Below are 26,251 nucleotides of genomic sequence, written 5' to 3'. Positions count from 1 at the left end.
CGTGGGGTGAAGGTATGAACTTGACAATATGACGGGTTAAACACTTATTTCCCGACATGTTGGTGGTAGGAGTGGTGGCGCGGAGCGGCGATACTCGACATATGTCGGACCTTCTTGCGCGCCACCGAGCGGTAATGCCCAACTGGCTGGCCCTTTACTACAACGAGCCCATCGAGATCGTCAGCGGCAAGGGCAACCGGGTCGTCGACGCGTCAGGCAAGAGCTACCTGGACTTCTTCGCGGGCATCCTGACCAACATGATCGGGTACGACGTGCCCGAGGTGCGCGAGGCCGTCGAGCGCCAGCTCGCCACCGGCGTCGTGCACACCTCCACGGTCTACCTGCTCCGTGGCCAGGTGGAGCTCGCCGAGAAGATCGCCAAGCTGTCCGGGATCAAGGACGCCAAGGTCTTCTTCACCAACTCCGGAACCGAGGCCAACGAGACCGCGCTGCTGCTGGCCACCTACGCGCGCAAGTCCGACCAGGTGCTCGCCATGCGGCAGAGCTACCACGGCCGCTCCTTCGGCGCCGTCAGCGTGACCAGCAACCGCGCCTGGAAGAACAACTCGCTGTCGCCGCTGAACGTGCACTTCCTGCACGGTGCCGACCGGCATCTCACCCAGTTCCGCGGGCTGTCGGACGCCGACTACATCGCGGCGTGCGTGGACGACCTGCGTCACGTGCTCTCCACGGCCGTCTCGAACGACGTGGCCGCGCTGATCGCCGAGCCGATCCAGGGCGTGGGCGGCTTCACCATGGCCCCCGACGGGCTGTTCGCGGCCTACAAGGAGGTCCTGGACGAGCAGGGCATCCTGTTCATCTCCGACGAGGTGCAGACCGGCTGGGGCCGTACCGGCTCGGCGTTCTTCGGCATCCAGAACCACGGCGTCACGCCGGACATGATGACCTTCGCCAAGGGCCTGGGCAACGGCTTCGCGGTCGGCGGCCTCGTCGCCCGCGGCGACCTGATGGACGACCTCCACGCGGTCGGCCTGGCCACCTTCGGCGGTAACCCGATCTCCATGGCCGCGGCCAACGCGACCCTGGACTACGTGCTCGACCACGACCTGCAGGCGAACGCCGCCCGGACCGGCGCCCTGATCATCGACGGGCTCCGCGAGGCCGCGCCGCGCCTGCCCGTCGTCGGTGACATCCGTGGCAAGGGCCTGATGTTCGCCGTCGAACTGGTCGACCCGGCGACCGGCGCGCCTTCTCCCGCGCTCGCGGGCCGCTTCATGGAGGAGACCAAGAAGGCCGGTCTGCTCGCGGGCAAGGGCGGTCTGCACGGCAACGTGCTGCGTATGGCCCCGCCGCTCACCCTGACCGTGGAAGAGGCCGCCGAGGGCCTCGGGATCATCGTCAACGCACTCGAAGTCATCAACGCTGAGGTCGTCTCGTCGTGAAGAACGTCACCCACTGGATCAACGGAGCCCCCGCCGAGGGCGCCGGCCGTACGTCCGAGATCTTCAACCCCGCGACGGGCGAGGTCAGCGGCCAGGTTCACCTGGCATCGGTGGCCGAGGTCGACGCGGCCGTGGCCGCCGCGGCGGCGGCATATCCGGCCTGGCGTGACTCCTCGCTGGTCAAGCGGTCGCAGGTGCTGTTCCGCTTCCGTGAGCTGATGTACGCCAACCGTGACGAGCTCGCCCGGCTCATCTCGGAGGAGCACGGCAAGGTCCACTCCGACGCGCTGGGCGAGGTGGCCCGCGGCCTGGAGGTCGTGGAGTTCGCCTGCGGCATCCCGCACCTGCTCAAGGGCGGCTTCTCCGAGGGGGTCTCCACCCGGGTCGACTCCTACTCGATCCGCCAGCCGCTGGGCGTCGTCGCCGGGATCACCCCGTTCAACTTCCCGGCCATGGTGCCGATGTGGATGTTCCCGATCGCGATCGCCTCGGGCAACACCTTCGTCCTCAAGCCGTCCGAGAGGGATCCGTCGGCGTCGCTGCTGATCGCCGCGCTCTGGAAGGAAGCCGGGCTGCCGGACGGCGTCTTCAACGTCGTCCAGGGCGACAAGGTGGCGGTGGACCGGCTGCTGGAGCACCCGGAGGTGCGCGCGATCTCGTTCGTCGGGTCCACGCCGATCGCCAAATACGTCTACGAGACCGGGACCTCCCACGGCAAGCGGGTTCAGGCGCTGGGCGGAGCCAAGAACCACATGCTCGTGCTCCCCGACGCCGACCTCGATCTGGTCGCCGACGCCGCGGTGTCGGCGGGCTTCGGCTCGGCCGGCGAGCGCTGCATGGCGATCTCCGTCGTGCTCGCGGTGGACCCGATCGGCGACGAGCTGGTCGACAAGATCGTTTCCCGTGTCTCCGCGCTGACCATCGGCCCCGGGGACAACCCCGCCTCCGAGATGGGTCCCCTCGTCACCGAGGTCCACCGCGACAAGGTGGCCTCCTATCTCGACCTGGGCGTCTCCGAGGGTGCCAAGCTCGTCGTGGACGGTCGCGAGACCCCGGTCCTCGGTGGCTCCACCGCCGCCGGCACCCCTGGCTTCTGGCTCGGCCCCACGGTCCTCGACCACGTCCCGGCCGGTTCCCGCGTCCACCGGGAGGAGATCTTCGGGCCGGTCCTGTCGATCGTGCGCGTGTCCTCCTACGAGGAGGGCGTGAAGCTGATCAACGACGGCGAGTTCGGCAACGGCACTGCTCTCTTCACCAACGACGGCGGCGCCGCCCGGCGCTTCCAGAACGAGGTGGAGGTCGGCATGATCGGCATCAACGTGCCGATTCCGGTGCCGATGGCCTTCTACAGCTTCGGTGGCTGGAAGGCGTCGCTGTTCGGCGACACCCACGTCCACGGAACCGAAGGCGTGCACTTCTACACCCGTGGCAAGGTCGTCACCTCACGCTGGCTCGACCCGAGCCACGGCGGGGTCAACCTCGGGTTCCCGACCAACAAGTAGGTCTTCTCCACGATCGGAGCCCCGCGAGAGTTCCTCTCGCGGGGCTCCGTCGTGTGACCGTGGATCGCGGGGCCGAACCGGGAGCCGGACACCGGATACGGAAGAGGCTCGGGCGCCGCCTGGCCGATAGGCTCCGAACTGATTGGCAACGGCCGTCGTGAGGGGACTTCGTGAGCAAGGACAGGCTTCGCCGCGCACGTCTGGGAGCACTGGCGGGAGTGGGTGCCCTGGCACTGTCCGCCTGCGCCGCGACGGGAGCCGGGAACGCCGTCCGGGTGGCGCGCACGCCTACGGCCTCAGGCGTTTCCGCGACCGTGTCGCCCAGCCTGAGCCCCGGTCCCAGCTCCAGCTCCGCTCCGAGTCCCAGCCCGAGCCCCTCGGCCTCCATCGGCGAGAGCGAGGGCACGCTCCGTATGCTCACGTTCCAGGACCATGTCGAGTACGGCGCGGCCAGCTCCAAAGTCGACTGGCTCACACCCTTCGAGAGGCAGACCGGCTGCCGAGTGAGGCTGGATCGGGTCGAGACGAGCGTCGAGATGGCCGAGCAGTTCTCCCGCACCCCCTACGACGTCGTCTCGCCCTCGCCTGATCTGGCCGGGCGGCTGATGGCGGAGGGCAAGGTCGCGACGATCGACACCGGGCTGATCGAGGCCTACAAGGACATTCCCAAGCGGTTGCGGGAACTGCCCGCCGTGCGGCGGGGGGACAGGGTCTACGGCGTCCCCTATCTCTGGGGGATCAACGAGATCATGTACGAGGGGGAGAGGCCCCGTGGGCCGGAGGCCCTCTACACGGCCTCCCGGTCGGCGATCAGGGACAACCCGATGAGCATCGCCGACGCCGCGCTCGCGCTCAAGGGATTCAGACCCGAACTGAAGATCGATGATCCGTTCCAGCTCACCCCCGCCCAGCTCGACGCCGCCGAGAAACTGCTCGCCGAGCGGGACGGTCCCGAGCGGGTCTACTGGAAGGAGTCCTCCCTCGACGTGATCCGGGCCTTCGCCGCGGAGGGGGTCCGGATCGCCCAGGCCCTGCCGTACGACCTGGATGTCTTCAAGCGCGCGGGCCGGCCGGTGAAGGCACTGGAGGCGCCGATGACGGGGTGGGTCGACTCGTGGATGGTCGTGGCCGGGAACGCGAGCCCGAACTGCGCCTACAAGTGGCTCAACTGGGTGAGCTCGCCGGAGGCGCAGGGGCAGGCCTCCGACTGGACATGGCTCGCCCCGGCCAACCTGAAGGCGTGCGACGGGCGCGCCCGCCGCGTTTGCGAGGCCTATCACGCTCGGGACGCCGGCCGGCTCCGGAGCATCCATTTTGCCGTTCGCCCATCGAAGGATTGCGGTGGCCAAGGCGGGGAATGTACCGATTACACCGAATGGGAAGAGCGCTGGAAGCAGCTGGTGAAGTAGGCGGGAGTTCCGTGACTCGAGCTTGACGGACCGCAGGTACGCCCATCCCCCCGCTGGGCGTGACCTGCCAGGGGCGCTCCGAGTGCTCCCCCGACCCTCGGAGCGCCCCTTCTTCTTTCCGGAGATGCCCGCCCTCGGCATCGGGGTGCCGATCGCCACCGTTCCCGCACTGCGCCCGCACTGTGCCCTGCGGCGTGTCACCGGTGTGTGTCAGAGGGGTGTGTGTCAGAGGGCGGTGCGTGCTCGCCGCGGACCGACTGCCAGATGCGTTCGGGCAGCAGGCGCGCCGCGATCGTCAGGTCGACGTCGGGTGCCCCGGCGAGCCAGCGGCGGGTGGTCTCCGCCACGGGACCGATCACGAGCATCTCGGTGAGAGGGTCGGGCAGGGCGATGACATGCCCGGCCTCCACGTAGGGGCGGAGCCAGTCGGCGATCCGGCGCATTCTGGGAGCCTTCGCCTCCGCGACGCGCTCCGCGTGGGCCGGCAGGAAGGCGGCATAGGACGAGGCGTGGATGAAGTGCGCCGCCGGCCGGTTGTCCTGGGCGAACCGCAGATACGCCTCGACGAAGGCGCGTACGCCGGTGCGGGCCGTCCTGGAGCGTCCGAGCGCGGCGATGAGCGTGTCGAGCAGTTCGGACATGCAGTGGCTGTAGAGGGCCGCGGCGAGTCCGTCGGCGCTGCCGAAGTGGTGGTAGAGGCTGCCGCTGCTGACGCCGGTCTCGGCGATCAGCGCGGTCATGGTCAGCCCGCCGGGCCCCTTGGCCGCGTAGAGGTCGAGTGCCGCCGCCACGACCCTGTCGGCGGTCGCCTCACCTCGCTGCTGCTTGGGCGACATCGTCAGGTGGCATCGTGCGGGGCCGGCGGCGGGGTCCGCCGGAGGCCGGTGAGCTCCAGCGCCTGCGTCCAGAGCCGTTCCGCGAGCGCGGCGTCGGCGGCGACCGGGGCCGGCGGCTGCTCGGTCTCGATGTGGAAGTAGCGGCCGGTCTGCCCGGCCACCTCCTCGGCCAGCGCGAGCCTGGCGACGGGCCGGGCGCCCGCGTCCGGGCTCTTCCACAGCAGTTTCACCGCCTTGAGCAGGTGGCCCGGGAGCCCGCCGCGGTCTCCCAGCCCGGTGCGGATCACTCCGGGGTGAACGGCGTTGATGGTCACTCCGGCATTCTTCCAGCGTTCGGCGAAGCGCGGCACCAGCAGCAGGTTGCACAGCTTGGTGTCGGCGTAGGTCCGCATCGGGTGAAAGTCCAGGCCGGTGGGGGTGCGTTCCGGATCGGCCCGCCCGTTGACGTACAGCCCGGCACTGACCTGCACGACCCGTGCCCCGGAGGCGGCCAGCAACGGTTCCAGCTCGTGGTTGAGCAGGAACGGCGCGAGATGGTTGGTGACGAAGGCCTGCTCCAGCCCGTCCTCGTCCAGCACCCGCCGGCTCGGCCACAGACCGGCGTTGTGGACCAGCACATCGATGCGGGGGCAGGTCTCACCGAGCGCCTCGGCGACCGCGCGCGCCTTCCGGACGCTGGACAGGTCGCCGACGACGAGGCGCACACGGGCCCCGCCGAGCCCGGCGAGCGACGCCCGCGCGGCCTCCCCCCGCTCTCTGTCACGAGCGACCAGCACCACGCTGCACCCGTCCTGGAGCAACCGCGCGGCGACGGCGTATCCGATGCCACGGTTGCCGCCTGTCACCACGGCCGTCCGGGTGGGGGCCGAGCGGTGTCTCTCCGCGTTGTCCATGGCCGGAGTCTAAAGGAATCCAGAGACCCTCTCTAGAGAGAGTCTCTGGATTCTGAGTGTCAGGGCCCCGGCGTGAGGGGGAGTTCCGCCTGGTCCGCGAAGGCGCCGCCGCCCGGAGGCTTGCGGCATGCTCCCTGGTGGCTCCTCGGATCGCAACGATTTCCGTTGTGACTTCCAACATCAACAATGGATTCGGTGGTAAAACTCTATATTTTTAGTTGGCTGGTTGACCAGTCAGTGGATAGGCTCTCGCCATGAGAATCCTTCTTGTGGGAGCGGGCGGGGTTGGCTCCGCCGTGGTTCCGATCGCCGCACGCCGAGATTTCTTCGAACACATCGTGGTGGCGGACTCTAAACAGAGCCGCGCCGCCGACGTCGTGGCCAAGATCGGCGATCCGCGGTTCAGCGCCATCGCGCTGGACGCCTCCGACCAGGCCGCGGTGGAGGCGGCCCTCGCCGAGCACCGTTGTGACGTGCTCTTCAACGCCGTGGATCCGCGCTTCACCATGCCCCTGTTCCGGGCGGCGCTCAACGCCGGGGCGCACTACCTCGACATGGCCATGTCGCTGTCGCGGCCCCATCCCAGCAGGCCGTACGAGCTGACCGGGGTGAAACTGGGCGACGAGCAGTTCGCGCTCGGCGACGCCTGGCGGGACAGGGGCGCGCTGGCCCTGGTCGGCATGGGTGTGGAGCCCGGGCTGGCCGACGTGTTCGCGCGGTACGCGGCCGAGCACCTCTTCGAGAGCATCGAGGAGATCGGCATTCGTGACGGGTCGAACCTGGTGGTCGAGGGCTACGACTTCGCGCCGACCTTCTCGATCTGGACGACCATCGAAGAGTGCCTCAACCCGCCGGTGATCTGGGAGAACGGCGACTGGCACACCACCGAGCCGTTCAGTGAGCCGGAGACGTTCGACTTCCCGGAGGGAATCGGCCCGGTCGAGTGCGTGAACGTCGAGCACGAGGAGGTGCTGCTCGTGCCGCGCTGGATCGACGCCAAGCGGGTGACGTTCAAGTACGGCCTCGGTGAGGAGTTCATCGGCGTGCTGAAGACCCTGCACAAGCTCGGACTGGACAGGACGGGCAAGATCCGGGTCGGCGGCGTCGAGACCGCCCCTCGCGACGTGGTCGCGGCCAGCCTGCCCGACCCGGCCACGCTCGGTGACCGGATGCGCGGCAAGACCTGCGCGGGCACCTGGGTGAAGGGCGTCGGCAAGGACGGGAGACCACGTGAGGTCTACCTGTATCACGTGGTCGACAACGAGTGGTCGATGCGGGAGTACGGCTGCCAGGCCGTGGTCTGGCAGACCGCCGTGCATCCGGTGGTCGCGCTGGAGCTGCTGGCCACGGGCGGCTGGTCGGGAACGGGTGTGCTGGGGCCGGAGGCGTTCGACGCGGTGCCGTTCCTGGAACTGCTCAACGCCTACGGATCGCCGTGGGGCATGCGCGACCAGACGCGGGAGGCTCTCCTCTCAGTCTGACCGCGATTCCGGTTTCTCACCGGCGCGGCCCGGCCGTCGCCGACGGCCGCTCGCGCGGCGGGTTTCGGCACGCGGAGGGGGGGGGCGCCGGGGGGGGGGGGGCCCCCCCCCCCCGGGCCCCCCCCCCCTCCGCGTGCCAGGAGTGAAGTTTTGTGACGACCATTACCCCCAGCGGATCGGGGATTGTATGGGTTGCGACACGTGTGTGTCACAGGATCCTGACAGTTCGAATCCTCTTCGTTATCCCAGATGGCTGCGGGTTCTCTTTACTCACAGGTATGGTTTCGCTCATCCCGCATTAAAAAAGTCTTAACGGGATGAAACACGCATAGTGGGGGATTCGTGCGCGGCCGCCCTGTAGGCACCTGACGCTGCCCCTTCGCGTTCCGGGCGATACACGAGGGGAGGACGATGGGCGCCTACCTGCTGAAGCGGCTGGTCAGCAATGTCCTACTCGTGGCGATCGCCGCGAGCATGGCCTACTTCCTCGCCGCGACCAGTCTCAACCCACGGGCCAAGTACGAAGGTCGCCAACCGCCGGTGGCGGAGGCCGTCGCCGACGCGACGCTGAGCGACTACAACCTCAACGACAAGACGCCGATCTTCGAGCGTTACGTCACCTGGGTCTCAGGGGTCGCGCAGGGCGACTTCGGCAAGACCTGGGAGGGCAAGTCGGTCAACGACGAGATGGGCCGGCGCATCGGCGTCAGCCTGCGGCTGCTGCTCATCGGCACGCTCCTCGGCTCGGCCGTCGGCGTGGCCGTCGGCGCGTACGCCGCGGTCAGGCAGTACAGGATCAGCGACCGGGTGATCGGGGTCAGCTCGTTCGTCGTCATGGCGATCCCGGTCTTCGTATTGGCCACGATGCTCACCATCGTGGCGGTCGGCATCAACAACCTGCTGGGGTTCACGCTCCTGGAGTACACCGGCGAGTACAACCCGGCGCTGACCGGATGGGACCAGTTCACCAACCGGCTCAACCACCTGATCCTGCCGACGATCTCCCTCAGCCTCGGGCAGATCGCCTTCTACAGCCGGATCCAGCGCAACATGATGCTGGACGTGCTGGGCCAGGACTTCGTCCGGACCGCGATGGCCAAGGGGCTCAGCCGCAGGACGGCGCTGTTCAAGCACGCGCTCCGCACCGCGCTGGTCCCGGCGGCGACCTACTTCGCCTTTGCCTTCGGCACGATGATGGTCGGCGCCACCTTCACGGAGAAGATCTTCGGCTGGCACGGCATGGGGGCCTGGCTGGTGGAGTCGATCCAGCAGAACGACACCAACTCCGTCGCCGCGGTGAGCTTCTTCACGGCCGCCTGCGTTCTGGTCGCAGGACTGCTCTCGGACCTGATCGTCGCGGCCCTCGACCCCCGGGTCCGGGTGAGCTAGATGCGATCCAAGGTCGTTCTCGCCCGCATGATGCGCAACTCGCAGACCCGTTACGGTCTGCTGGCCCTGCTCCTGCTCCTGCTGCTCGCCTACGTCGGGCCGCTCGTCGGCCCGCACGACTGGACCGACAAGGATTTCCTGGCCTTCATGGAGCCGCCCTCCGCCGAGCACTGGTGGGGGACCACCCAGATCGGCCAGGACGTCTACGCGGTGACGCTGCGCGGCATGCAGAAGTCGATCCTCATCGGCTTCCTCGTCGCCCTCTTCTCGACCGGTGTCGCCGCCGTGGTCGGGGCCGCGGCCGGCTATTTCGGCGGCTGGGTGGACAAAGCCCTGATGTGGGGCGCAGACCTGCTGCTCGTGCTGCCCAGCTTCCTGATCATCGCCATTGTCTCGCCCCAGTTCAAGGACGGAACCTGGCTGTGGTTCGTGGCCCTGCTCGCGGCCTTCTCCTGGATGATCACCTCGCGGGTGGTCCGGAGCATGACCCTGTCGCTGCGTGAGCGGGAGTACGTCCTGGCCGCCCGGTACATGGGCATCCCCGACTGGAAGATCATCCTGCGGCACGTGATGCCGAACCTCTCCTCCCTGCTGATCATCGACGCCACGCTCAACGTCAGCGGCGCGGTCCTGGGTGAGGCGGGACTGTCGTTCTTCGGGTTCGGCATCCAGCCGCCCGACGTCTCGCTCGGCACGCTGATCGCGGCGGGCAGCGACAAGGTCACCGGCTACCCGTGGCTGTTCCTGTTCCCGGCCGGTCTGCTCGTGCTGTTCGTGCTCAGCGTCAATCTCATCGGCGACGGCCTGCGCGACGCGCTCGACCCGGGGAGCAACCAGTGAACGAGCGAAGCGGGATGACCGGCGACTACACCACGCCCATCCTTGAGGTGAACGACCTCAACGTCACCTTCCGCGGCGGCATCAAGGCCGTCCGGGGCGTGAGCTACCAGCTGCGGCGGGGCGAGATTCTCGGCATCGTCGGCGAATCGGGCTCCGGCAAGTCGGTGACCTCCCTGGCGGTGATGGGCCTGCTCCCGGCGGGCGCGGAGGTCAGCGGCTCGGTCAGGCTGCACGGCAAGGAACTGCTCGGCATGCCGGAGGATGAGCTCATCCGCCTCCGCGGCAAGAGCATCGGCATGATCTTCCAGGATCCGCTGTCGGCCTTCACCCCCGTCTACACCATCGGCGACCAGATCGCCGAGGCCGTGCGGATCCACCAGAAGGTCGGCAAGGACAAGGCTGCCAAGCGGGCCGTCGAGCTGCTGGACCTGGTCGGCATCCCGCACCCGGACGTGCGGGCCAAGGCGTTCCCGCACGAGTTCTCCGGCGGCATGCGCCAGCGCGCCATGATCGCCATGGCCATCGCCAACGACCCCGACGTGCTGATCTGCGACGAGCCGACCACCGCGCTCGACGTCACCATCCAGGCTCAGGTCCTGGAGGTGCTCAAGACCGCGCAGCGGGAGACCGGCGCCGGCATCGTGATGATCACCCATGACCTGGGGGTCGTCGCAGGCCTCGCCGACCGGGTGCTGGTGATGTACGCCGGCAAGCCGGTCGAGCTCGGCACCGTGGACGAGATCTACTACCGCCCGCGCCAGCCGTACACGATGGGCCTGCTCGCCTCGATCCCGCGCATGGACCGCCCGTCCGAGCGGCTGATCCCGATCGAGGGCAACCCGCCCTCGCCCGCCGCGCTGCCGCCGGGCTGCCCGTTCGCGCCGCGCTGCCCGATGAAGGTCAGCGCCTGCGACGAGGCCGAGCCCGACCTGGAGCGGATCGGTCCCGGAGCCCGCATGTCGGCCTGCATCCGGTCCCACGAGATCGAGCTCAAGGGCCTCGACGGCGCCACGATCTACCCCGCGCCCGAGGCGCCCGCCGAGACCGCGGAACGCGCGCCGCGCGCCGAGCGGGCCACCGTGCTCCAGGTCGACAAGCTGATCCGGCACTACCCGCTGATGAAGGGCTCGGTGCTCAAGCGCCGGGTCGGCACCGTGTACGCGGTGGACGGCATCAGCTTCGACATCGCCGAGGGCGAGACACTGGCCCTGGTCGGTGAGTCGGGCTGCGGCAAGACCACCACGCTTCAGCAGATCATGCAGCTGGAGGCGCCGCAGGGCGGCACGGTGGTCGTGCTCGGCAAGGACAGCGCCAAGCTGGCCAAGAGCGAGCGCAAGGCGCTCCGGCGGGACCTGCAGATCGTCTTCCAGGACCCGATGGCCGCGCTCGACCCGCGCATGCCGGTCGGCGACATCCTCGCCGAACCGCTCCGCGCGCACGGCCACAAGAACGTCCAGGCCCGGGTCGCCGAGCTGCTCAGCCTGGTGGGGCTGGACCCCAGCCACGCCGAGCGCTACCCGCAGCACTTCTCCGGCGGCCAGCGCCAGCGCATCGGCATCGCCCGGGCCCTGGCCCTGGAGCCCAAGCTGATCGTGCTGGACGAGCCCGTCTCGGCGCTGGACGTGTCCATCCAGGCGGGTGTGATCAACCTGCTGGAGGACCTGAAGGCCAGGCTCGGCCTGTCCTATCTGTTCGTCGCCCACGACCTGTCGGTGGTCCGGCATCTCGCCGACCGCATCGCCGTCATGTATCTCGGCAAGATCGCCGAGATCGGCACGGTCGACGAGGTGTACGGCAGGCCCGCTCACCCCTACACGCGGGCGCTGCTGTCGGCGATCCCGCTGCCGGACCCCGAGCTGGAGCGCTCGCGCGAGCGGATCCTGCTCGAAGGCGACCTGCCCAGCCCGGCCGACCCTCCGTCGGGCTGCCGCTTCCGCACCCGCTGCCCCAAGCGCGCCCTGCTGGGCGAGGCGCAGGCGCGCAGGTGCGCCGAGGAAGAGCCCACTGTCGTACGGCTCGCGCCCGCCGCCGATCACGGCGCCGCCTGCCACTACCCCGAGGAGACCGAGGTCGTCGCGACCTCGCGTCCCTGAGAATCCCTGTTGGAGGAAAACGTGAAGGTTGGTTACAAGGCCGTCGCCGGGGCCGCACTCCTGGCCATGGCCCTCACCGCCTGCGCCGGTGGCGGCGGCGACAAGCCGAAGGCCGGGTCGAGCGAGGCCGCCAAGGAGGCCCAGCAGCAGGCCGCCGGGCTGGCCGGAAGCACGATCAACCCGGTCGCCTACGACCAGGTCGCCGACGGCGGTGTCGTGAAGCTGGCCACCAGTTCCTGGCAGGCCCAGTGGAACTACAACCAGGTCAACGGCACCCACGACAACACCGACCAGGTGATCGAGCCTCTCCTGCCGCTCGTCAGCATCGCCAACGACAAGGCCGAGGTCGTCAACAACCCGGACTACGTCACCGAGTGGAAGATGGACCTCTCGGGGGGCAAGCAGGTCGTCACCTACAAGATCAACGAGAAGGCCACGTGGTCGGACGGCAAGCCGATCACCTACAAGGACTTCCAGGCCCAGTGGAAGGCCCTGAACGGGACCAACAAGAAGTTCCAGGCCACCTCGACCGACGGTTACGACCGGGTCGCGTCGGTGGAGAAGGGCGCCACCGACAAGGACGTTATCGTCACCTTCGCCAAGAACTACCCGGACTGGCCCGGCATGTTCTCGCCGCTCTACCCCGTCTCGGCGAACGAGACGCCCGAGGCGTTCAACAAGGACTGGCTCGGCAAGATCCCCGTCACCGCGGGCCCGTTCAAAGTCGAGTCCCTGAACGAGACCACCAAGACCGTCACCCTCGTCCGTGACGACAAGTGGTGGGGCCAGAAGGCCAAGCTCGACAAGATCATCTTCCGGGCCATCGACGACACCGCCAAGCTGAACGCCTTCGCCAACGGCGAGCTCGACGCGGTCGAGATCCCGGCGAACGCCGCCGACCTCAAGCGGGCCAAGGAGGTGCAGAACGCCGACATCCGCAAGGCGGCGGCCCCGAACTGGCGCCACTTCACCGTCAACGGCTCCGCGGCGCTGCTGAAGGACAAGTCGGTCCGCCAGGCCATCCTGCTCGGCATCAACCGCGAGACGATCGCCGCGTCCGACCTCAAGGACATGGACTGGCCGATCCAGGTGCTCAACAACCACCTGTACATGAACACCCACAAGGGTTACGTGGACAACTCCGGTGAGCTGGGCAAGTACAACCCGGAGAAGGCCAAGCAGCTCCTGGACGCCGCGGGCTGGAAGCAGGAGGGCGAGTATCGCAAGAAGGACGGCAAGGAGTTCGCGATCCGCTTCACCGTCCCGGCCGACCTGGCCACCTCCAAGCAGGAGGGCGAGCTCACCCAGGCGATGCTGAAGGAGATCGGCATCAAGGTCACCGTCGAGCCGGTTCCGAGCGACAAGTTCTTCGACGACTACATCATCCCCGGCAACTTCGACATCGTGCCGTTCTCGTGGCTGGGCACGCCGTTCCCCAACGGCGCCCTGCCGCAGATCTACAAGACGCCGGTGAGCGACAACACCAGCAACTTCCCGCGCATCGGCACCCCCGAGCTGGACAAGCTGATCGACCAGGCGGCCGGTGAGATGGACCCGGCCAAGGCGATCGAGCTGGGCAACGCGGCCGACAAGCTGATCTGGGACGAGGTGCACACCATCCCGATGTACCAGCGCCCCGACATCTACGCGGCCAAGAAGAACCTGGCCAACTACGGTGCTTTCGGCTACTCCGACAAGAACTGGACGACCATCGGCTACACCAAGTAGTGGGGCGGAACGGCCGTTTCGCTGTCGAGGTGGAATGGCGCCGGGTAGGTTGCTCGTGTCAGGTCCCGCCGGATGGGCGGGAACGGAGCCGGAAGGCTCACAAGCCTGTGGAGACCCGGTAAGACCACCTCGGTGGCACAGGTCGGTGAAGCTGGAAGCCGCAGAGGTGCCACATCTGCGGCACGGACTGAATCTTCGGCATTCATGTCGGAGAGCACGTCAAACCAAGTAGCCGCCGGAAACCCCTGACGCCCTTCCCCGCTCCGGTGGGGGAGGGCGTTGTCCGTTCGGGGTCCGCATGGGCGGCTCAGAAGAAGGCCGCGCGGCGAGGACGAGGATAGGCGTTCTCCTCGGGGTCGGGGATCAGCGCGTCCGCGCATTCCGGGCAGGCGAACAGGGCCCTGCCGTCGGGCAGGCGGCCGATCTTGATCCGTGGCCGGGGCCACTTCTTGTGGCAGGCCACGCAGGCGTCGCCGTCGCGCTGGGTGCAGGTCAGGCCATCAGGGTCAAACGTCATCGTCATCCGCGCCGTTCTGGCAGGCCTCCAGTTCATCGCGCCTCCCATCTTGATCGCGTAGTCCCATACCCGAACCGTTATAACGCCGCTACCGCCCGTGATCGCCTTGCTGGATGTCAAGCGGTGGTTAAATCACTCCCTGCGTACGCGCCATATAGCGGCAAAAGGGGCACCCGGCGTCAAGCCGGGTGCCCCTTTTAGGGTGATCTAAACCGTCAGATCTCGCTGATGATCTTCTCCAGGATGGTCAGACCCTCTTCCAGCAGGTGGTCGGGCATGACCAGCGGCGGCAGGAAACGCAGAACGTTTCCGTAGGTTCCGGCGGTCAGCACGAGCAGGCCCTCGGCGTGGCACCTCTTGGCGATCTCACCCGCCGCGGTGGGGTGCGGGTCCTTGGTGCCGGGGACGACCAGCTCGATGGCGATCATGGCGCCTCGGCCGCGCACGTCACCGATCACCGGGTTCTTCTCGGCGATGGCGCGCAGCCTGGGAAGCATGGTCTCGCCGATGCGGCGGGCCTGGCCGGTCAGGTCCTCGGCCTCGATGGTCTCGATGACGCCCAGTGCCGCCTCACAGGCGAGCGGGTTGCCGCCGTAGGTGCCGCCCAGGCCGCCGACGTGGACCTTGTCGAGGATGTCCGCGCGGCCGGTGACGGCCGCCAGCGGCAGGCCGCCCGCGATGCCCTTGGCGGTGACGATGATGTCGGGGACGATGCCCTCGTCCTCACAGGCGAACAGGTTGCCGGTGCGGGCGAATCCGGTCTGGACCTCGTCGGCGATGAAGACGATGCCGTTCTGGCGGCAGAACTCCAGGATCCTGGGCAGGAAGCCCTTGGCGGGCTCGATGAAACCGCCCTCGCCCGCGATCGGCTCGATCACCACGGCGGCCACGTTCTCCGCGCCGATCTGCTTGGTGATCTGGTCGATCGCCTGCGCCGCGGCCTCCTCGGCACAGTTCTCCGGACCCGTGGGCCAGCGGAAGGGGTAGGCCAGCGGCACCCGGTAGACCTCGGGGGCGAACGGGCCGAACCTGTGCTTGTAGGGCATGTTCTTGGCCGTCAGCGTCATCGTCAGCAGGGTCCGGCCGTGGTAGCCGTGGTCGAACACGACGACCGCCTGACGTCCGGTGGCGTGACGGGCGACCTTGACCGCGTTCTCCACGGCCTCGGCGCCGCTGTTGAGCAGGAAGGTGCGCTTTTCGTGGTCTCCGGGCGTGAGCTGGTTGAGCTTCTCGCAGACCTGCACGTAGGACTCGTACGGCGTGACCATGAAGCAGGTGTGGGTGAAGTTCGCGACCTGCTCGCGCACTCGCTCGACCACGCGCGGGGCGGAGTTGCCGACGCTGGTCACGGCGATGCCGGAACCGAAGTCGATCAGCGAGTTGCCATCGGCGTCAACGACGACACCGCCGCCGGCGTGCGTCACGAAGACCGGCAGCGTGGTGCCGATGCCGGGCGGGACGGCGGCCTGCTTGCGGGCGAACATCTCGCGAGACTTCGGGCCGGGGATCTCGGTGACGACCCGGCGCTCCTGCGGAAGCGAGGGGCCGCCGTGGGTGACGGTGCTCATAATGCGAAGGTATGCCGCACATGTCCGTGGATGGATGATGCACTATGGCAAAATTACGGGTAGCGCTCTAGACGCGACGTATAAACCGGGGGTGGTCGTGGCGCCGACGCTCCGCACCGTCGTGCGACGCCTGCCGCTCAAGCTCGGCGTGCTGGCCGGACAGGACGCCCTCGATCGGCCGGTGCGCTGGGTGGCGGTCAGCGAGCTGGAGGACCCGACCCCGTTCCTGGAGGGTGGCGAACTGGTCCTCACCACGGGCATGCGCCTCGATGCCGGAAACGCCGGGCCGTACGTCGACCGGCTGGTCGGCAAGGGGGTCACCGGACTCGGGTTCGGCATCGGCCTGGGGCACGAGGTGATTCCGGCGGAACTGGTGGACGCGGCGGCGAGGGCCGGGCTGCCGCTGATCGAGGTGCCGCGCGAGACCCCGTTCGTCGCGATCAGCAAGCTGGTCAGCGACCTGATCGCCGCCGAGCAGTATGACGAGATCAGCCGCGCCTTCGCCGCCCAGGGCCGTCTCACCCGCGCCGCCCTCCGCCCCGAGGGCGCCCGCGCGGTGATCGACCGCCTGGCCCGGGAGCTCGGCGGCTGGGCCGTCCTACTTGACGAGGCGGGAGACGTACGGCACGCGGCGGGAACGGACAGGGTCGACATCGACGCACTCCGCCCCGAGCTGGAGCGCCTGAGGAAGCCCGCCGGCGGGGGAGTGCCCGCCAGCCTGGCGCTCTCCACGCCGCGGGAGCACGTCATCGTGCAGCCGCTCGGCGCCCGCCGGATCAGGGGGTTCTTCGCGGTCGGCCTCGACAGGCCCTTCACGCCGGTCACGCACACCGTCGTCAACGCCGCCAGGTCATTGCTGACGCTCGCGCTGGAGCACGGCCGGGAACACCTGGCGGCCGAACGCCAGATCTGTTCCGCGGTGCTTCACCTGCTGCTGGCCGGGCAGGTGGAGGCCGGGCGGGAGACGCTGAGGCGGCTGGGAGACGAGTTCCCCGACGGGCCGCTGGTGGTGCTCGCCGTGGACGGCGAGCAGGAGGAGGTTCTGGAGGCCGCGGGAGGGGAGTTCGCGGCGTTCGCCGAGGACCGGGTGGTGGTGGTCGTCCCGGCGGAGCGGGCCGAAGACATGGCCGCGCTCCTGCAGGAGCACGGTCCGGTCGGGGTCGGCGCCCCGGTCGGCCTGGGCGACCTGCGAACCGGACTCGACCAGGCCGACCGGGCGCTCGCCTCGGCCCGGCGCTGCTCCGAGCGGGTGATGCGCTTCGCCGACCTCGCGGGCCAGGGCCTGCTGTCCCTGCTGGACCCCGAGGTGGCCGCGGCGTTCTCCGCGGCGCTGCTCGCCCCGCTCCGCGAGTACGGCTCGCGCGCCGACCTGCTGGAATCCCTGCGCGCCTACCTGGAGTGCAACGGCCACTGGGACGCGGCGGCGCAGCGGCTCGGCGTGCACCGGCACACCCTGCGTTACCGCATGCGCCGTGTCGCCGACCTGCTCGGCCGCGACCTCGACGACCCGGCGGCCCGCGCGGAGCTGTGGGTCGCGCTGGCCGTGGCGAGATGAGCGGCCCTTCCGGAAATCAGGGCCTGTCGACCAGGTAGCGGGAGATGGTGGCGTAGGTGACCGCCTCGTAGGTGTGGCCGTCGCGCAGGTGACCGGCACGTTCCAGGCTGATGGCGCCCTGGGCGGCGGCCCAGAGCGCGTCGGCGATCTTCCTGGGCTGGGCCGGGATGATGTATCCCGCCGAGATGCAGTCGGCGATCACCCGGTCGAGGATGTTGAGCGCGGCCCGAGCCAGGGTCCTCGCCCGCTCGCTCGGCGCGAATCCGGGGATCGCCCGCTCGAACATCAGGGCGTAGTAGCCGGGCTCGGCCAGCGCGGCCTCCCGATAGGCGGGGCCGAGCGCGGTGAGGTGCTCCAGCGCGTTCTTGCGTGCGGGCACGGCCTCCAGTCGCCGCCGGAACCGCTCGAACCCCTCCAGGTACAGTGCCTCGGCCAGGCCTTCCTTGCTGCCGAACATGGTGTAGATGACGGTCGTCGAGCACCCCGCCTCGGTGGCGATGCGGCGCATCGACAGGCTCTCGGGACCGACGGTGACCAGAAGCTGGCTGGCCACGTCCAGCAGCTTGCCACGGAGCTCGTCGTGGCCGGCCCGTTCGCCGAGCAGATAGGCCCCCTGCAGCCCGCGCGGCGCAGGAGAGGTCATGCGGCCACGCCCTTCCGCTTTCGGAGAGTTGCATTCGGTGACTTAGCCAGGGCGACGATCCTTCAAACCGTTGCCATCTAAGAAATATCCCTAATTGGGGTCGTTTTCGTTACAAGCAAAGAGGGAGATATTTTTATGCGTAACGGTGTACCCGCGCAAGGGTCTTGTGCGTAGTGGAGTAATACCGTGCCCGTGCGGGTGACATACCGTCGAAGTCATGGACGTGCGCCCCTTCTGGCTCGCCGGCCGCCCCGCCACCGGGGACGCCGAGCTCACCGTGACCAACTCGCATGACGGCCGCGTTGTCGGTGTCTGCTCCGTGCCGACCGCTGATCAGGTCGAAGAGGCCGTCGCCGCGGCGGCCGCCGTACAGAAGCAGGCCGCCGCGCTCCCCATCCATGTGCGGGCCGAGGCCCTCGCCCACGTCTCGCGCCGTCTGGCCGAGCGGGCCGAGGAGATCGCCCAGCTGATCATGGAGGAGAACGGCAAGCCGATCTTCTGGGCCCGCGGCGAGGTGAACCGCGCGATCTCCACCTTCAGGTTCGCGGCCGAGGAGACCCGCCGGCTCGGTGGAGAGACCATCCGCCTGGACACCGAACCCGCCTCCGCCGGTCGCCTCGCCTACGTCTCGCGTGTCCCGCACGGCCCGGTCCTGGCGATCACGCCGTTCAACTTCCCGCTCAACCTGGTGGCGCACAAGGTCGCCCCGGCCATCGCGGTCGGCGCCCCGGTCATCGTCAAGCCGGCCCCGGCGACGCCGCTCTCCTCCCTGGTCCTGGGCGAGATCCTGGCCGAGACCGCGCTGCCCGAGGGCATGTTCTCCGTGCTCCCGGTGCCCAACGACCGCGCCGCCGCCCTGGTCGACGACCCTCGCCTGCCGGTCGTCTCCTTCACCGGCTCCGGCCCGGTCGGTTACGCGATCATGGACCAGGTTCCGCGCAAGCACGTCACCCTGGAGCTCGGCGGCAACGCCGCCGCGGTCGTGCTCGCCGACGCCGACCTCGACTGGGCCGCCTCGCGAGTGGCGCTGTTCTCCAACTACCAGGCCGGGCAGAGCTGCATCGCGGTCCAGCGGGTGATCGTCGAGGAATCCGTGCGCGAGGGCTTCGAGGCCAAGCTGGTCCCGGCCGTCGAGGCTCTGGTCACCGGCGACCCCGCCGACGAGAAGACCCAGGTCGGGCCGCTCGTCTCGGTCGAGGCCGCCGAGCGCGTCGAGCAGTGGGTCAAGGAGGCCGTCGCGGCCGGTGCCCGCCTCCTGACCGGCGGCACCCGCGAGGGCGCCACCATCGCGCCGACCGTCCTCGCCGATGTGCCGCACGACGCCAAGGTCTCCTGCGAGGAGGTCTTCGGCCCCGTGATGATCATCCAGTCCGTGCCCGGCGTCGACGAGGCCTTCGCCGCGGTCAACGACTCCAAGTACGGCCTGCAGGCCGGGGTGTTCACCCGCAACCTGGACAACGCCTTCCGTGCGAACCGGGAGCTGGAGGTCGGCGGTGTGATCATCGGAGATGTCCCGTCCTACCGCGCCGACCAGATGCCCTACGGCGGCATCAAGGACTCGGGCGTCGGCCGCGAGGGCATCCGCTCGGCGATCGCCGACTACACCTACGAGAAGGTCATGGTCCTCACCGGACTGTCCCTGTAGTCCTCGCAGGAGGCCGCGTACGGCCCGCACCCCGTCGCCCCGGGATGCGGGCCGTACGCCGTTCCGATGGTCCCCGGGCGAAGGCCGCATCATGGACACGGGCTGATCGCGAGCGAGAGGGTCTTCTCGAAGCAGACGCTCTCCTCGCACTCGGCATAGGCGCCGAAGCGGGGAACGGGTTCGTACCCGGTGGCGGTGTAGAGGCCGATGGCCTCGTGGAAAAGACGGCCGGTCTCCAGGCGGAGGGCGCGCATGCCGCAGGCGCGGGCGAGGGCTTCGATCTCGGCCAGCAGCACGCGGGACAGGCCCTGCCCGCGGGCCTCGGGACGGACGTACATGCGCTTGACCTCGCCGACGCCGGGCTCCAGCGGCTGGAGCCCGGCGCAGCCGACGGCCTGGCCGGACGACCACGCGACGACGAAGGAGATGCGCGGGTCGAGGTGCTTGGGCGTGTTGTCCACGACGTGGCGCTGCCGGTAGGCCAGCTCGGCCTGCTGGGCGACGCAGAGTTCGAGGACGACGGGGGAGTCGGCCGGTTCGCGGGTGAGGGTGCTCTCCATGCCTGGCGACGTTACTCACACCCGGATTTCGCCGGTGTTACCGGCTTTTAACCGTGAGCCGTATCAGTAGAGGTCGATCATAGATCGAGTGGTTCCCGATCCTTCTGGAGTTCTTCGAGATGCGCCATGAATTCATCGGCCGAATCGAAGGTCCGGTGATTGCCCGCTGCGAGATTCTCCTCCGCCTCGCGGTCCATGGCCTGCCACTTGGGACTCCAGAACCAGGCATCCTCATGAGGGATGATTTTCGCGACGCGGACACCGTCCACGGTCAGATAGATGACTTCCTCAAGCATCGACGCCCGGCCGATGACGTCGCCGAGACGGTCGTCGAACTCGCTCATCGGCACTTCACGGGCGTTCTCAGTCATGACTTGAGTGTAGGCATGGGCGCTCACGGCGGTCATGACCTCTCGGCCGTGGTGTAGAGCTCCCTGGCCGTGTCGCCGAAGTAGGGGCCGTACATGGTGCTGCGGTCGTCGCTGTATTTGAAGCTGCTCACCGAGATGATCGCGCCGTGCCCGGTGGCCGAGTCGAAGTCGCTCAGCCAGGGGCCGCCACTGGATCCGGCGGTCATGTCGCAGCGCAGGCCCTGGTCGGCCGTCTGGCCGTGCGGGTCGTCGTGGACCGGGCCCGAGCAGTAAACCAGGTGCTCGCCGTCATAGGGCGTGTCGGCGGGGAAGCCGAAACCATGGGTCAGGCGTCCCCTCGCGGTGCCGAAGGCGATGTCCTGGGCTCCGACGATCTCGGTGAGATGCCCGTCGGCCCTCCGGTTGAGCGCCACCATGGCGACGTCGTAGCTGTCGTCCGCGCTGCGCGACCACGGGCCCGCGACGAACATGCGGCGGGCGGTGAACTGCCCGTAAGGCTGATGGCCCTGGTCATAGCCGGGGACGAAGGTCCAGTTGTCCGCCCACGCGCCGGTTCCGTCCTTGACGCAGTGCCCGGCGGTCACCACGAGGTCCTTGTTGGCGCTCTTGACCGAACTCGCCGAGCACACGAAGTCGATCCCCCGGAGGGTGAGGAACACCCGGCCGGTGGTGCGCGTCACCAATCCGCCCGCGTTCCACAGCGCCCCGTTGGTGCGGGCGCGGTGGTGGGTCGGCGCGGGAGGTTTGCCGAGCGCCCCGGTCACCCCGGTCACCCCGGTCACCGTGTCGAGCAGGCCGATCGGGAGGGCTTCCGCCATCCGGCGCGGGGTCCAGTAGTCGAGCACGCGACGCTGGTCCGACGTGTCGCGGGCGGCCACGTGCTCGACGACGTCTGTCCTTTCCGGGCTCACGGGCCTTTCCGGGCTCACGGGCCTGTTCGGACTCACGGGCCTGTTCGGGCTCGCCGGGCTCGCCGGGCTCGCCGGGCTCCCGGGGTTTATGGCCCTGCGGACCGGCCGGGTCAACCGGGTCGAGCGGGCCGGCTGGGCGGTGGCGTTCACGGCCTGCCGCTCGTGCTCGGTGGTCGTCGTGCCGATCAGAGGGGGGCTCATCAACCCGGCGATGAGCGCGGCACCCGCAAGCAGGGGGAGGCTCGAGGTCATGGGACCCGAGTTTGCACTACGTGATGTGTTCTTGTGACTACTTTCGGTAAATCTCGGGGGGTGCCGGTGATCTGCGCGGCCTCGTAGACCGGCCCGCGCGTCGGCTCCGGAGCACGGGCCGAACATTCAGCCGGTGACGAGGGCAAGGGGGGACCCAGAGGGGGGACCCAGGCGTGCCGTACGGCGCATTTGTACCTCCCGGGACCTGATGCCGAGCCGGGAAACCAGTGCGCCGCGTCTTCGTGTCTCTCAAGATTTGCAAGTATTGATATAGCGAAATTTGGACATAAATAATGCTTTTATCGTGTGTTTCATAGATCGCTGATTCCAGCCCCGGTTCGACAGGTAGGCGGGAGCCGGGAGAATGGGGCGGTGCAGTCAGACACCATCCGCTCCGTTGTCCTGCTCGGTTCGACCGGCTCCATCGGGACCCAGTCCCTCGATGTCATCGCGCGAAACCCCGGCCGGTTCCGGGTGGCGGCGCTTGCCGCCGGAGGCGGCCGGGTCGACCTGCTGGCCCGCCAAGCGGCCGAGTTCCGGCCCGACGCGGTGGCCGTCGCCGACGCCTCGGCCGCACCGGCACTGCGGGAGGCCCTGGCGGCTCACGGGGTGACCGCCAAGGTGCTCGCCGGTCCCGAGGGGGTCGCCGAGGTCGCGGCGTGGCCGTCCGACATGGTGCTCAACGGCATCACCGGCGCGCTGGGGCTGACCTCGACGCTGGCCGCGCTGGAGGCGGGCAGGATGCTCGCCCTCGCCAACAAGGAGTCCCTGATCATCGGCGGGCCGCTGGTGAAGCGCCTGGCCAAGCCGGGCCAGCTGATCCCGGTCGACTCCGAGCACGCCGCGCTCGCCCAGTGCCTGTGGGCCGCCGGTCCGACCGGCCCCGACGCGTCGGCCGTGCGCCGCCTGATCGTCACCGCGAGCGGCGGCCCCTTCCGCGGCAGGCCGCGCGCGGAGCTCGCGGACGTGACCCCCGAGCAGGCCCTGGCCCACCCGACCTGGTCGATGGGCCCGGTCATCACGGTGAACTCCGCCACGCTCGTCAACAAGGGCCTGGAGGTCATCGAGGCGCACCTGCTCTTCGACATCGGCTTCGACCGGATCGACGTCGTGGTCCACCCGCAGTCGGTCATCCATTCGATGGTGGAGTTCGTGGACGGCTCGATCATCGCCCAGGCCAGCCCGCCCGACATGCGGCTGCCCATCGCGCTCGCGCTCGGCTGGCCGGAGCGGGTCGACGGCGCCGCCCCCGCGGTCGACTGGACCAGGGCCCATACCTGGACCTTCGATCCGCTCGACGACGAGGCTTTCCCCGCCGTCGCGCTGGCGCGTCACGTCGGCTCCGCGGGAGGCACGGCCCCGGCCGTCTACAACGCCGCCAACGAGGTCTGCGTGGAGGCGTTCCTGGCCGGGCGGCTGTCGTTCCCGGCCATCGTGGACACCGTGGCGGCGGTGGTCTCCGAACACGCCGTCACCGAAGCCGGCTCGGTCGCCGAGGTGCTCGACGCCGACAAGTGGGCGCGGGCTCGGGCCCGGGAGCTCACGGCGACTGCCTAGACTGGGTGCGTCGTCGACTCTACAAGGGCTGAAAATGACTTCTGTTGCTCTCGGGATCCCTTCGGTACGGACCAGGCCGATCGCCGAGCGACGCAAATCCCGCCAGATCATGGTCGGTTCCGTCCCGGTGGGCGGGGACGCGCCGGTCTCGGTGCAGTCGATGACCACCACGGTCACCGCCGACATCAACGCGACGCTTCAGCAGATCGCCGAGCTGACCGCGTCGGGCTGCCAGATCGTCCGGGTGGCCGTGCCCTCCCAAGATGACGCCGACGCGCTGCCGATCATCGCGAAGAAGTCACAGATCCCGGTGATCGCGGACATCCACTTCCAGCCGAAATACGTCTTCGCCGCGATCGAGGCGGGCTGCGCGGCGGTCCGGGTCAACCCCGGCAACATCAAGAAGTTCGACGACAAGATCAGCGAGATCGCCCGCGCCGCCTCCGACCACGGCGTGCCGATCCGGATCGGCGTCAACGCGGGCTCGCTCGACCCGCGCCTGCTGCAGAAGTACGGCAAGGCGACCCCCGAGGCGCTGGTGGAGTCGGCCCTGTGGGAGTGCTCGCTCTTCGAGGAGCACGGCTTCCGCGACATCAAGATCTCGGTCAAGCACAACGACCCGGTCGTGATGGTCCAGGCCTACCGCCAGCTGGCCGCCCAGTGCGACTATCCGCTCCACCTCGGCGTCACCGAGGCGGGCCCGGCCTTCCAGGGCACGATCAAGTCCGCCGTCGCGTTCGGCGCGCTGCTCTCCGAGGGCATCGGCGACACCATCCGCGTGTCGCTGTCGGCCCCTCCGGTCGAGGAGATCAAGGTCGGCATCGGCATCCTGGAGTCGCTGAACCTGCGCGAGCGCGGCCTGGAGATCGTCTCCTGCCCCTCCTGCGGGCGCGCCCAGGTCGACGTCTACACCCTGGCCGAGCAGGTCCAGGCCGGCCTCACGGGGCTGAAGGTCCCGCTCCGCGTCGCGGTGATGGGCTGCGTCGTCAACGGCCCCGGCGAGGCCCGCGAGGCCGATCTCGGTGTCGCCTCCGGCAACGGCAAGGGCCAGATCTTCGTCAAGGGCGAGGTCATCAAGACCGTCCCCGAGTCCCAGATAGTGGAGACCCTCATCGAAGAGGCTCTGCGCCTGGCCGAGGAGATGGGCGTGAAGGTCGACCTCGACGACGAGAACGCTCCCGGCCCCGAGGTCGTCGTCCGCTAGAACCGCGTCCGCGCCGCGTTCTCACACGGTCCGTGCCAGGCCTGGCGCGGGCCGTTCGGCGTTCCGGTGGTTTCCCGCCGAGGTCATGGCCCGGCCCGAGCCCCGGCGGCTTCCCGGGCGCGGCGGGCGGCCATCGAACCGCCGCGCTCGATTACACAGAGCAATGAATCGGATACAGAATGGTAAGCAAGTTGCCGTGTGCTCGGTGATCATGCCGCAGCCCGGGAGATCATCGCCTCTGCCGTATGAGTAGGGGGATTCGTGAAAAGGGTTGTCGGGATTGCCACGGCTGTCGGAATGCTGGCCATCGCGGTCGGGGCGCCAGGAGGCGCGGCGGCGCAACCGGGGGGAGCGGCGGCGCCGGAGCGGGACGGCCTGGTCTGGGGGCCCTGCGGCGAGCCGCGCAAGAGCGCGGTGCTCGGAAACGTTCTGGAACCTCCTCCGGCCGAGGCCCGAGCCGGTGAAGTGGAGTGCGCCACGTTGAGGGTGCCGCTCGACTACAGCAACCCGTACCAGACGATCAGCCTGGCCCTGAACCGGATCAGGGGGAAGGTCTCGCGGGACCACAACCACCTGGGCGTGCTTCTGGTCAACCCCGGGGGTCCCGGGGCGTCCGGACGTTCCCTGGCCCGGCACGTCGCCGCCCAGCTACCCGCCGGTCTGGCCGACCGGTTCGACATCATCGGCTTCGACCCGAGGGGGGTGGGCGACAGCGAGCCCGCGCTCCGCTGTGTCGACCCCGCGAAGTACTACGCCCCGCCCCGTCCCGACTACGTGCCGGGCAACGAGCGCGAGGAGGCCGTGCTGGTCGCCAGGGCTCGCGAGTACGCCGAAGCGTGCGGGAACCGGTGGAGCTGGGTGCTGCCCCACATGAGCACCGAGAACTCCGCCAGGGACATGGACGCGATCAGGGAGGCGCTGGGCGAGCCCAAGATCAGCTACCTGGGCTATTCCTACGGAAGCTACCTTGGCGCGGTCTACGCGACACTCTTTCCCGACAGGGTCAAGAGGCTCGTCCTGGACAGCGTGGTGGACCCCCGCAAGGTCTGGTACGCCTCCAACCTCTCCCAGGACCTCACCTTCGACCGGCGGCACCAGGACTTCCTGAAGTGGACCGCCCGCCACAACGACGTCTACAAGCTGGGCGCGACCGGCAGGTCGGTCTCCTTCGCGTGGTACGCCATGCGTGAGCGACTGGGCACCCGCCCGGCCGGCGGGGTGGTCGGCCCGAGCGAGCTCGACGACATCTACAGCGTCGCGGGCTACTCCGACATGGTCTGGCCGCAACTGGCCAGGGCGTTCTCCGCCTACGTGAAGAAGGGCGACACGGCGCCCCTGGTCGGCGCCTACCGCCGGCACGTCGAGGCCGACGCCAAGGCCGAGAACAACTACGCCGTCTACCTCGCGGTGCAGTGCCGTGACGCCGCCTGGCCGCGTAGCTGGGCCGACTGGCGGACCGACATGGTCAAGATGCACGCCAGGGCGCCCTTCCTCACCTGGCTGAACGCCTGGTACAACGCGCCGTGCGCGTTCTGGTCCGAGCCGGGCGGCACTCCGGTGAAGATCCAGGACAGCCCGAAGCTGCCACCCATCATGATCGCCCAGGCCGAGCACGACGCCGCCACACCGTACGCGGGGGCCCTGCAGATGCGAAAGCTGTTCAGCGGCGCCCGGCTGCTGACGGTGCCCGGCGGCAACCACGGGGTCGTGCTCGGCGGGAACCGCTGCGCGGACCGGTATCTGGCCGCCTACCTCAAGGACGGCACCCTGCCCGCTGAGACAGGCCACACGACGGCCGTCTCGGACGCCCGCTGCGAGGCCGGCCCCACGCCCGTGCCCGCCGCCCGCGCGGCGGCGAAGGCTGATCCGGCCAAGGTGAGGGCTGACTGATCCG

At 69.0% G+C, this 26,251-nt stretch carries 21 protein-coding genes; 13 read left to right on the top strand and 8 right to left on the bottom strand.

The window, feature by feature from the left end; genetic code table 11:
- The first annotated feature begins 101 nt into the window (after nt 1–101).
- The 3 genes from ACFY2X_RS11030 to ACFY2X_RS11020 all read left to right on the top strand — a co-directional run bounded on the left by ACFY2X_RS11030 (nt 102) and on the right by ACFY2X_RS11020 (nt 4,314).
- Complete coding sequence (locus ACFY2X_RS11030; protein WP_389935740.1) at nt 102–1,403, top strand: aspartate aminotransferase family protein; 1,302 nt, start codon at nt 102–104, stop codon at nt 1,401–1,403.
- On the top strand, nt 1,400–2,905 hold the full coding sequence (locus ACFY2X_RS11025; protein ID WP_389935737.1) for a CoA-acylating methylmalonate-semialdehyde dehydrogenase: 1,506 nt from the start codon (nt 1,400–1,402) through the stop codon (nt 2,903–2,905). The genes ACFY2X_RS11030 and ACFY2X_RS11025 overlap by 4 nt, the downstream gene beginning before the upstream one ends.
- Before the next feature lie 170 nt (nt 2,906–3,075).
- The gene (locus ACFY2X_RS11020) at nt 3,076–4,314 is read left to right on the top strand and encodes an extracellular solute-binding protein (RefSeq protein WP_389935734.1); all 1,239 of its coding nucleotides are present in this window, start codon (nt 3,076–3,078) and stop codon (nt 4,312–4,314) included.
- Nucleotides 4,315–4,511: 197 nt separating this feature from the next.
- Here ACFY2X_RS11020 and ACFY2X_RS11015 read toward each other — a convergent pair whose 3' ends face one another.
- Together ACFY2X_RS11015 and ACFY2X_RS11010 are read right to left on the bottom strand one after the other, a co-directional pair.
- Nucleotides 4,512–5,150 (bottom strand): TetR/AcrR family transcriptional regulator, encoded by a 639-nt coding sequence (locus ACFY2X_RS11015; RefSeq protein ID WP_389935731.1) that lies wholly within the window; start codon nt 5,148–5,150, stop codon nt 4,512–4,514.
- Between the two features lie 2 nt (nt 5,151–5,152).
- Entirely contained in the window at nt 5,153–6,043 is an 891-nt protein-coding gene (locus tag ACFY2X_RS11010) for an SDR family NAD(P)-dependent oxidoreductase (protein WP_389935728.1), read from the bottom strand.
- A 254-nt stretch (nt 6,044–6,297) separates the two neighbouring features.
- On the opposite strand from ACFY2X_RS11010, the gene ACFY2X_RS11005 reads away from it, so the two are divergent.
- From ACFY2X_RS11005 to ACFY2X_RS10985, 5 genes are all read left to right on the top strand, one after another.
- The gene (locus tag ACFY2X_RS11005; protein ID WP_389935725.1) at nt 6,298–7,524 is read left to right on the top strand and encodes a saccharopine dehydrogenase family protein; all 1,227 of its coding nucleotides are present in this window, start codon (nt 6,298–6,300) and stop codon (nt 7,522–7,524) included.
- Between the two features lie 411 nt (nt 7,525–7,935).
- Nucleotides 7,936–8,913, top strand: a complete 978-nt coding sequence (locus tag ACFY2X_RS11000; protein ID WP_389935722.1) for an ABC transporter permease — start codon at nt 7,936–7,938, stop codon at nt 8,911–8,913.
- Nucleotides 8,914–9,753, top strand: a complete 840-nt coding sequence (locus ACFY2X_RS10995; RefSeq protein ID WP_389935719.1) for an ABC transporter permease — start codon at nt 8,914–8,916, stop codon at nt 9,751–9,753. It abuts the gene before it with no gap.
- Nucleotides 9,754–9,767: 14 nt separating this feature from the next.
- Nucleotides 9,768–11,846 (top strand): dipeptide ABC transporter ATP-binding protein, encoded by a 2,079-nt coding sequence (locus tag ACFY2X_RS10990; protein WP_389935805.1) that lies wholly within the window; start codon nt 9,768–9,770, stop codon nt 11,844–11,846.
- A gap of 21 nt (nt 11,847–11,867) precedes the next feature.
- The gene (locus ACFY2X_RS10985; RefSeq protein ID WP_389935716.1) at nt 11,868–13,574 is read left to right on the top strand and encodes an ABC transporter family substrate-binding protein; all 1,707 of its coding nucleotides are present in this window, start codon (nt 11,868–11,870) and stop codon (nt 13,572–13,574) included.
- A gap of 307 nt (nt 13,575–13,881) precedes the next feature.
- Here the strand turns inward: ACFY2X_RS10985 and ACFY2X_RS10980 are convergent, their stop codons facing one another.
- A complete protein-coding gene (locus ACFY2X_RS10980) occupies nt 13,882–14,097 on the bottom strand; it encodes a hypothetical protein (protein ID WP_389935714.1) in 216 nt (71 codons plus the stop codon).
- A gap of 209 nt (nt 14,098–14,306) precedes the next feature.
- A complete protein-coding gene (gabT, locus tag ACFY2X_RS10975; protein WP_389935711.1) occupies nt 14,307–15,659 on the bottom strand; it encodes a 4-aminobutyrate--2-oxoglutarate transaminase in 1,353 nt (450 codons plus the stop codon).
- Nucleotides 15,660–15,750: 91 nt separating this feature from the next.
- Between gabT and ACFY2X_RS10970 the strand changes: the two genes are divergently transcribed.
- Nucleotides 15,751–17,214 carry a PucR family transcriptional regulator gene (locus tag ACFY2X_RS10970; protein WP_389935708.1) on the top strand — a complete coding sequence of 488 codons (1,464 nt, stop codon included), beginning with the start codon at nt 15,751–15,753 and terminating at the stop codon, nt 17,212–17,214.
- A 16-nt stretch (nt 17,215–17,230) separates the two neighbouring features.
- On the opposite strand, the gene ACFY2X_RS10965 is transcribed toward ACFY2X_RS10970, so the two are convergent.
- Nucleotides 17,231–17,857, bottom strand: a complete 627-nt coding sequence (locus ACFY2X_RS10965; RefSeq protein WP_389935706.1) for a TetR/AcrR family transcriptional regulator — start codon at nt 17,855–17,857, stop codon at nt 17,231–17,233.
- 217 nt (nt 17,858–18,074) lie between these two features.
- Between ACFY2X_RS10965 and ACFY2X_RS10960 the strand changes: the two genes are divergently transcribed.
- Nucleotides 18,075–19,502: an aldehyde dehydrogenase family protein gene (locus ACFY2X_RS10960; protein WP_389935703.1), complete on the top strand. Its 1,428-nt coding sequence runs from the start codon at nt 18,075–18,077 to the stop codon at nt 19,500–19,502.
- Nucleotides 19,503–19,591: 89 nt separating this feature from the next.
- Here the strand turns inward: ACFY2X_RS10960 and ACFY2X_RS10955 are convergent, their stop codons facing one another.
- From ACFY2X_RS10955 to ACFY2X_RS10945, 3 genes are all read right to left on the bottom strand, one after another.
- On the bottom strand, nt 19,592–20,062 hold the full coding sequence (locus ACFY2X_RS10955; protein ID WP_389935700.1) for a GNAT family N-acetyltransferase: 471 nt from the start codon (nt 20,060–20,062) through the stop codon (nt 19,592–19,594).
- 77 nt (nt 20,063–20,139) lie between these two features.
- Nucleotides 20,140–20,433, bottom strand: coding sequence for a hypothetical protein (locus ACFY2X_RS10950; protein WP_389935698.1), 294 nt, complete (start codon nt 20,431–20,433; stop codon nt 20,140–20,142).
- Between the two features lie 32 nt (nt 20,434–20,465).
- Nucleotides 20,466–21,596 carry a trypsin-like serine protease gene (locus tag ACFY2X_RS10945; protein ID WP_389935695.1) on the bottom strand — a complete coding sequence of 377 codons (1,131 nt, stop codon included), beginning with the start codon at nt 21,594–21,596 and terminating at the stop codon, nt 20,466–20,468.
- Between the two features lie 372 nt (nt 21,597–21,968).
- Between ACFY2X_RS10945 and dxr the strand changes: the two genes are divergently transcribed.
- The 3 genes from dxr (at nt 21,969) to ACFY2X_RS10930 (ending at nt 26,247) form a co-directional block, all read left to right on the top strand.
- Nucleotides 21,969–23,153, top strand: a complete 1,185-nt coding sequence (gene dxr / locus ACFY2X_RS10940) for a 1-deoxy-D-xylulose-5-phosphate reductoisomerase (protein WP_389935692.1) — start codon at nt 21,969–21,971, stop codon at nt 23,151–23,153.
- 34 nt (nt 23,154–23,187) lie between these two features.
- Complete coding sequence (gene ispG, locus ACFY2X_RS10935; protein WP_389935689.1) at nt 23,188–24,357, top strand: flavodoxin-dependent (E)-4-hydroxy-3-methylbut-2-enyl-diphosphate synthase; 1,170 nt, start codon at nt 23,188–23,190, stop codon at nt 24,355–24,357.
- A gap of 261 nt (nt 24,358–24,618) precedes the next feature.
- On the top strand, nt 24,619–26,247 hold the full coding sequence (locus ACFY2X_RS10930) for an alpha/beta hydrolase (protein ID WP_389935686.1): 1,629 nt from the start codon (nt 24,619–24,621) through the stop codon (nt 26,245–26,247).
- Nucleotides 26,248–26,251 lie beyond the last annotated feature (4 nt).

It is taken from the genome of Streptosporangium sp. NPDC000396, from assembly GCF_042898655.1.
Taxonomy (GTDB): domain Bacteria; phylum Actinomycetota; class Actinomycetes; order Streptosporangiales; family Streptosporangiaceae; genus Streptosporangium.
The sequence above is the reverse complement of the archived record's forward strand: the minus strand, read 5'-3'. Positions and strand labels throughout refer to the sequence as shown.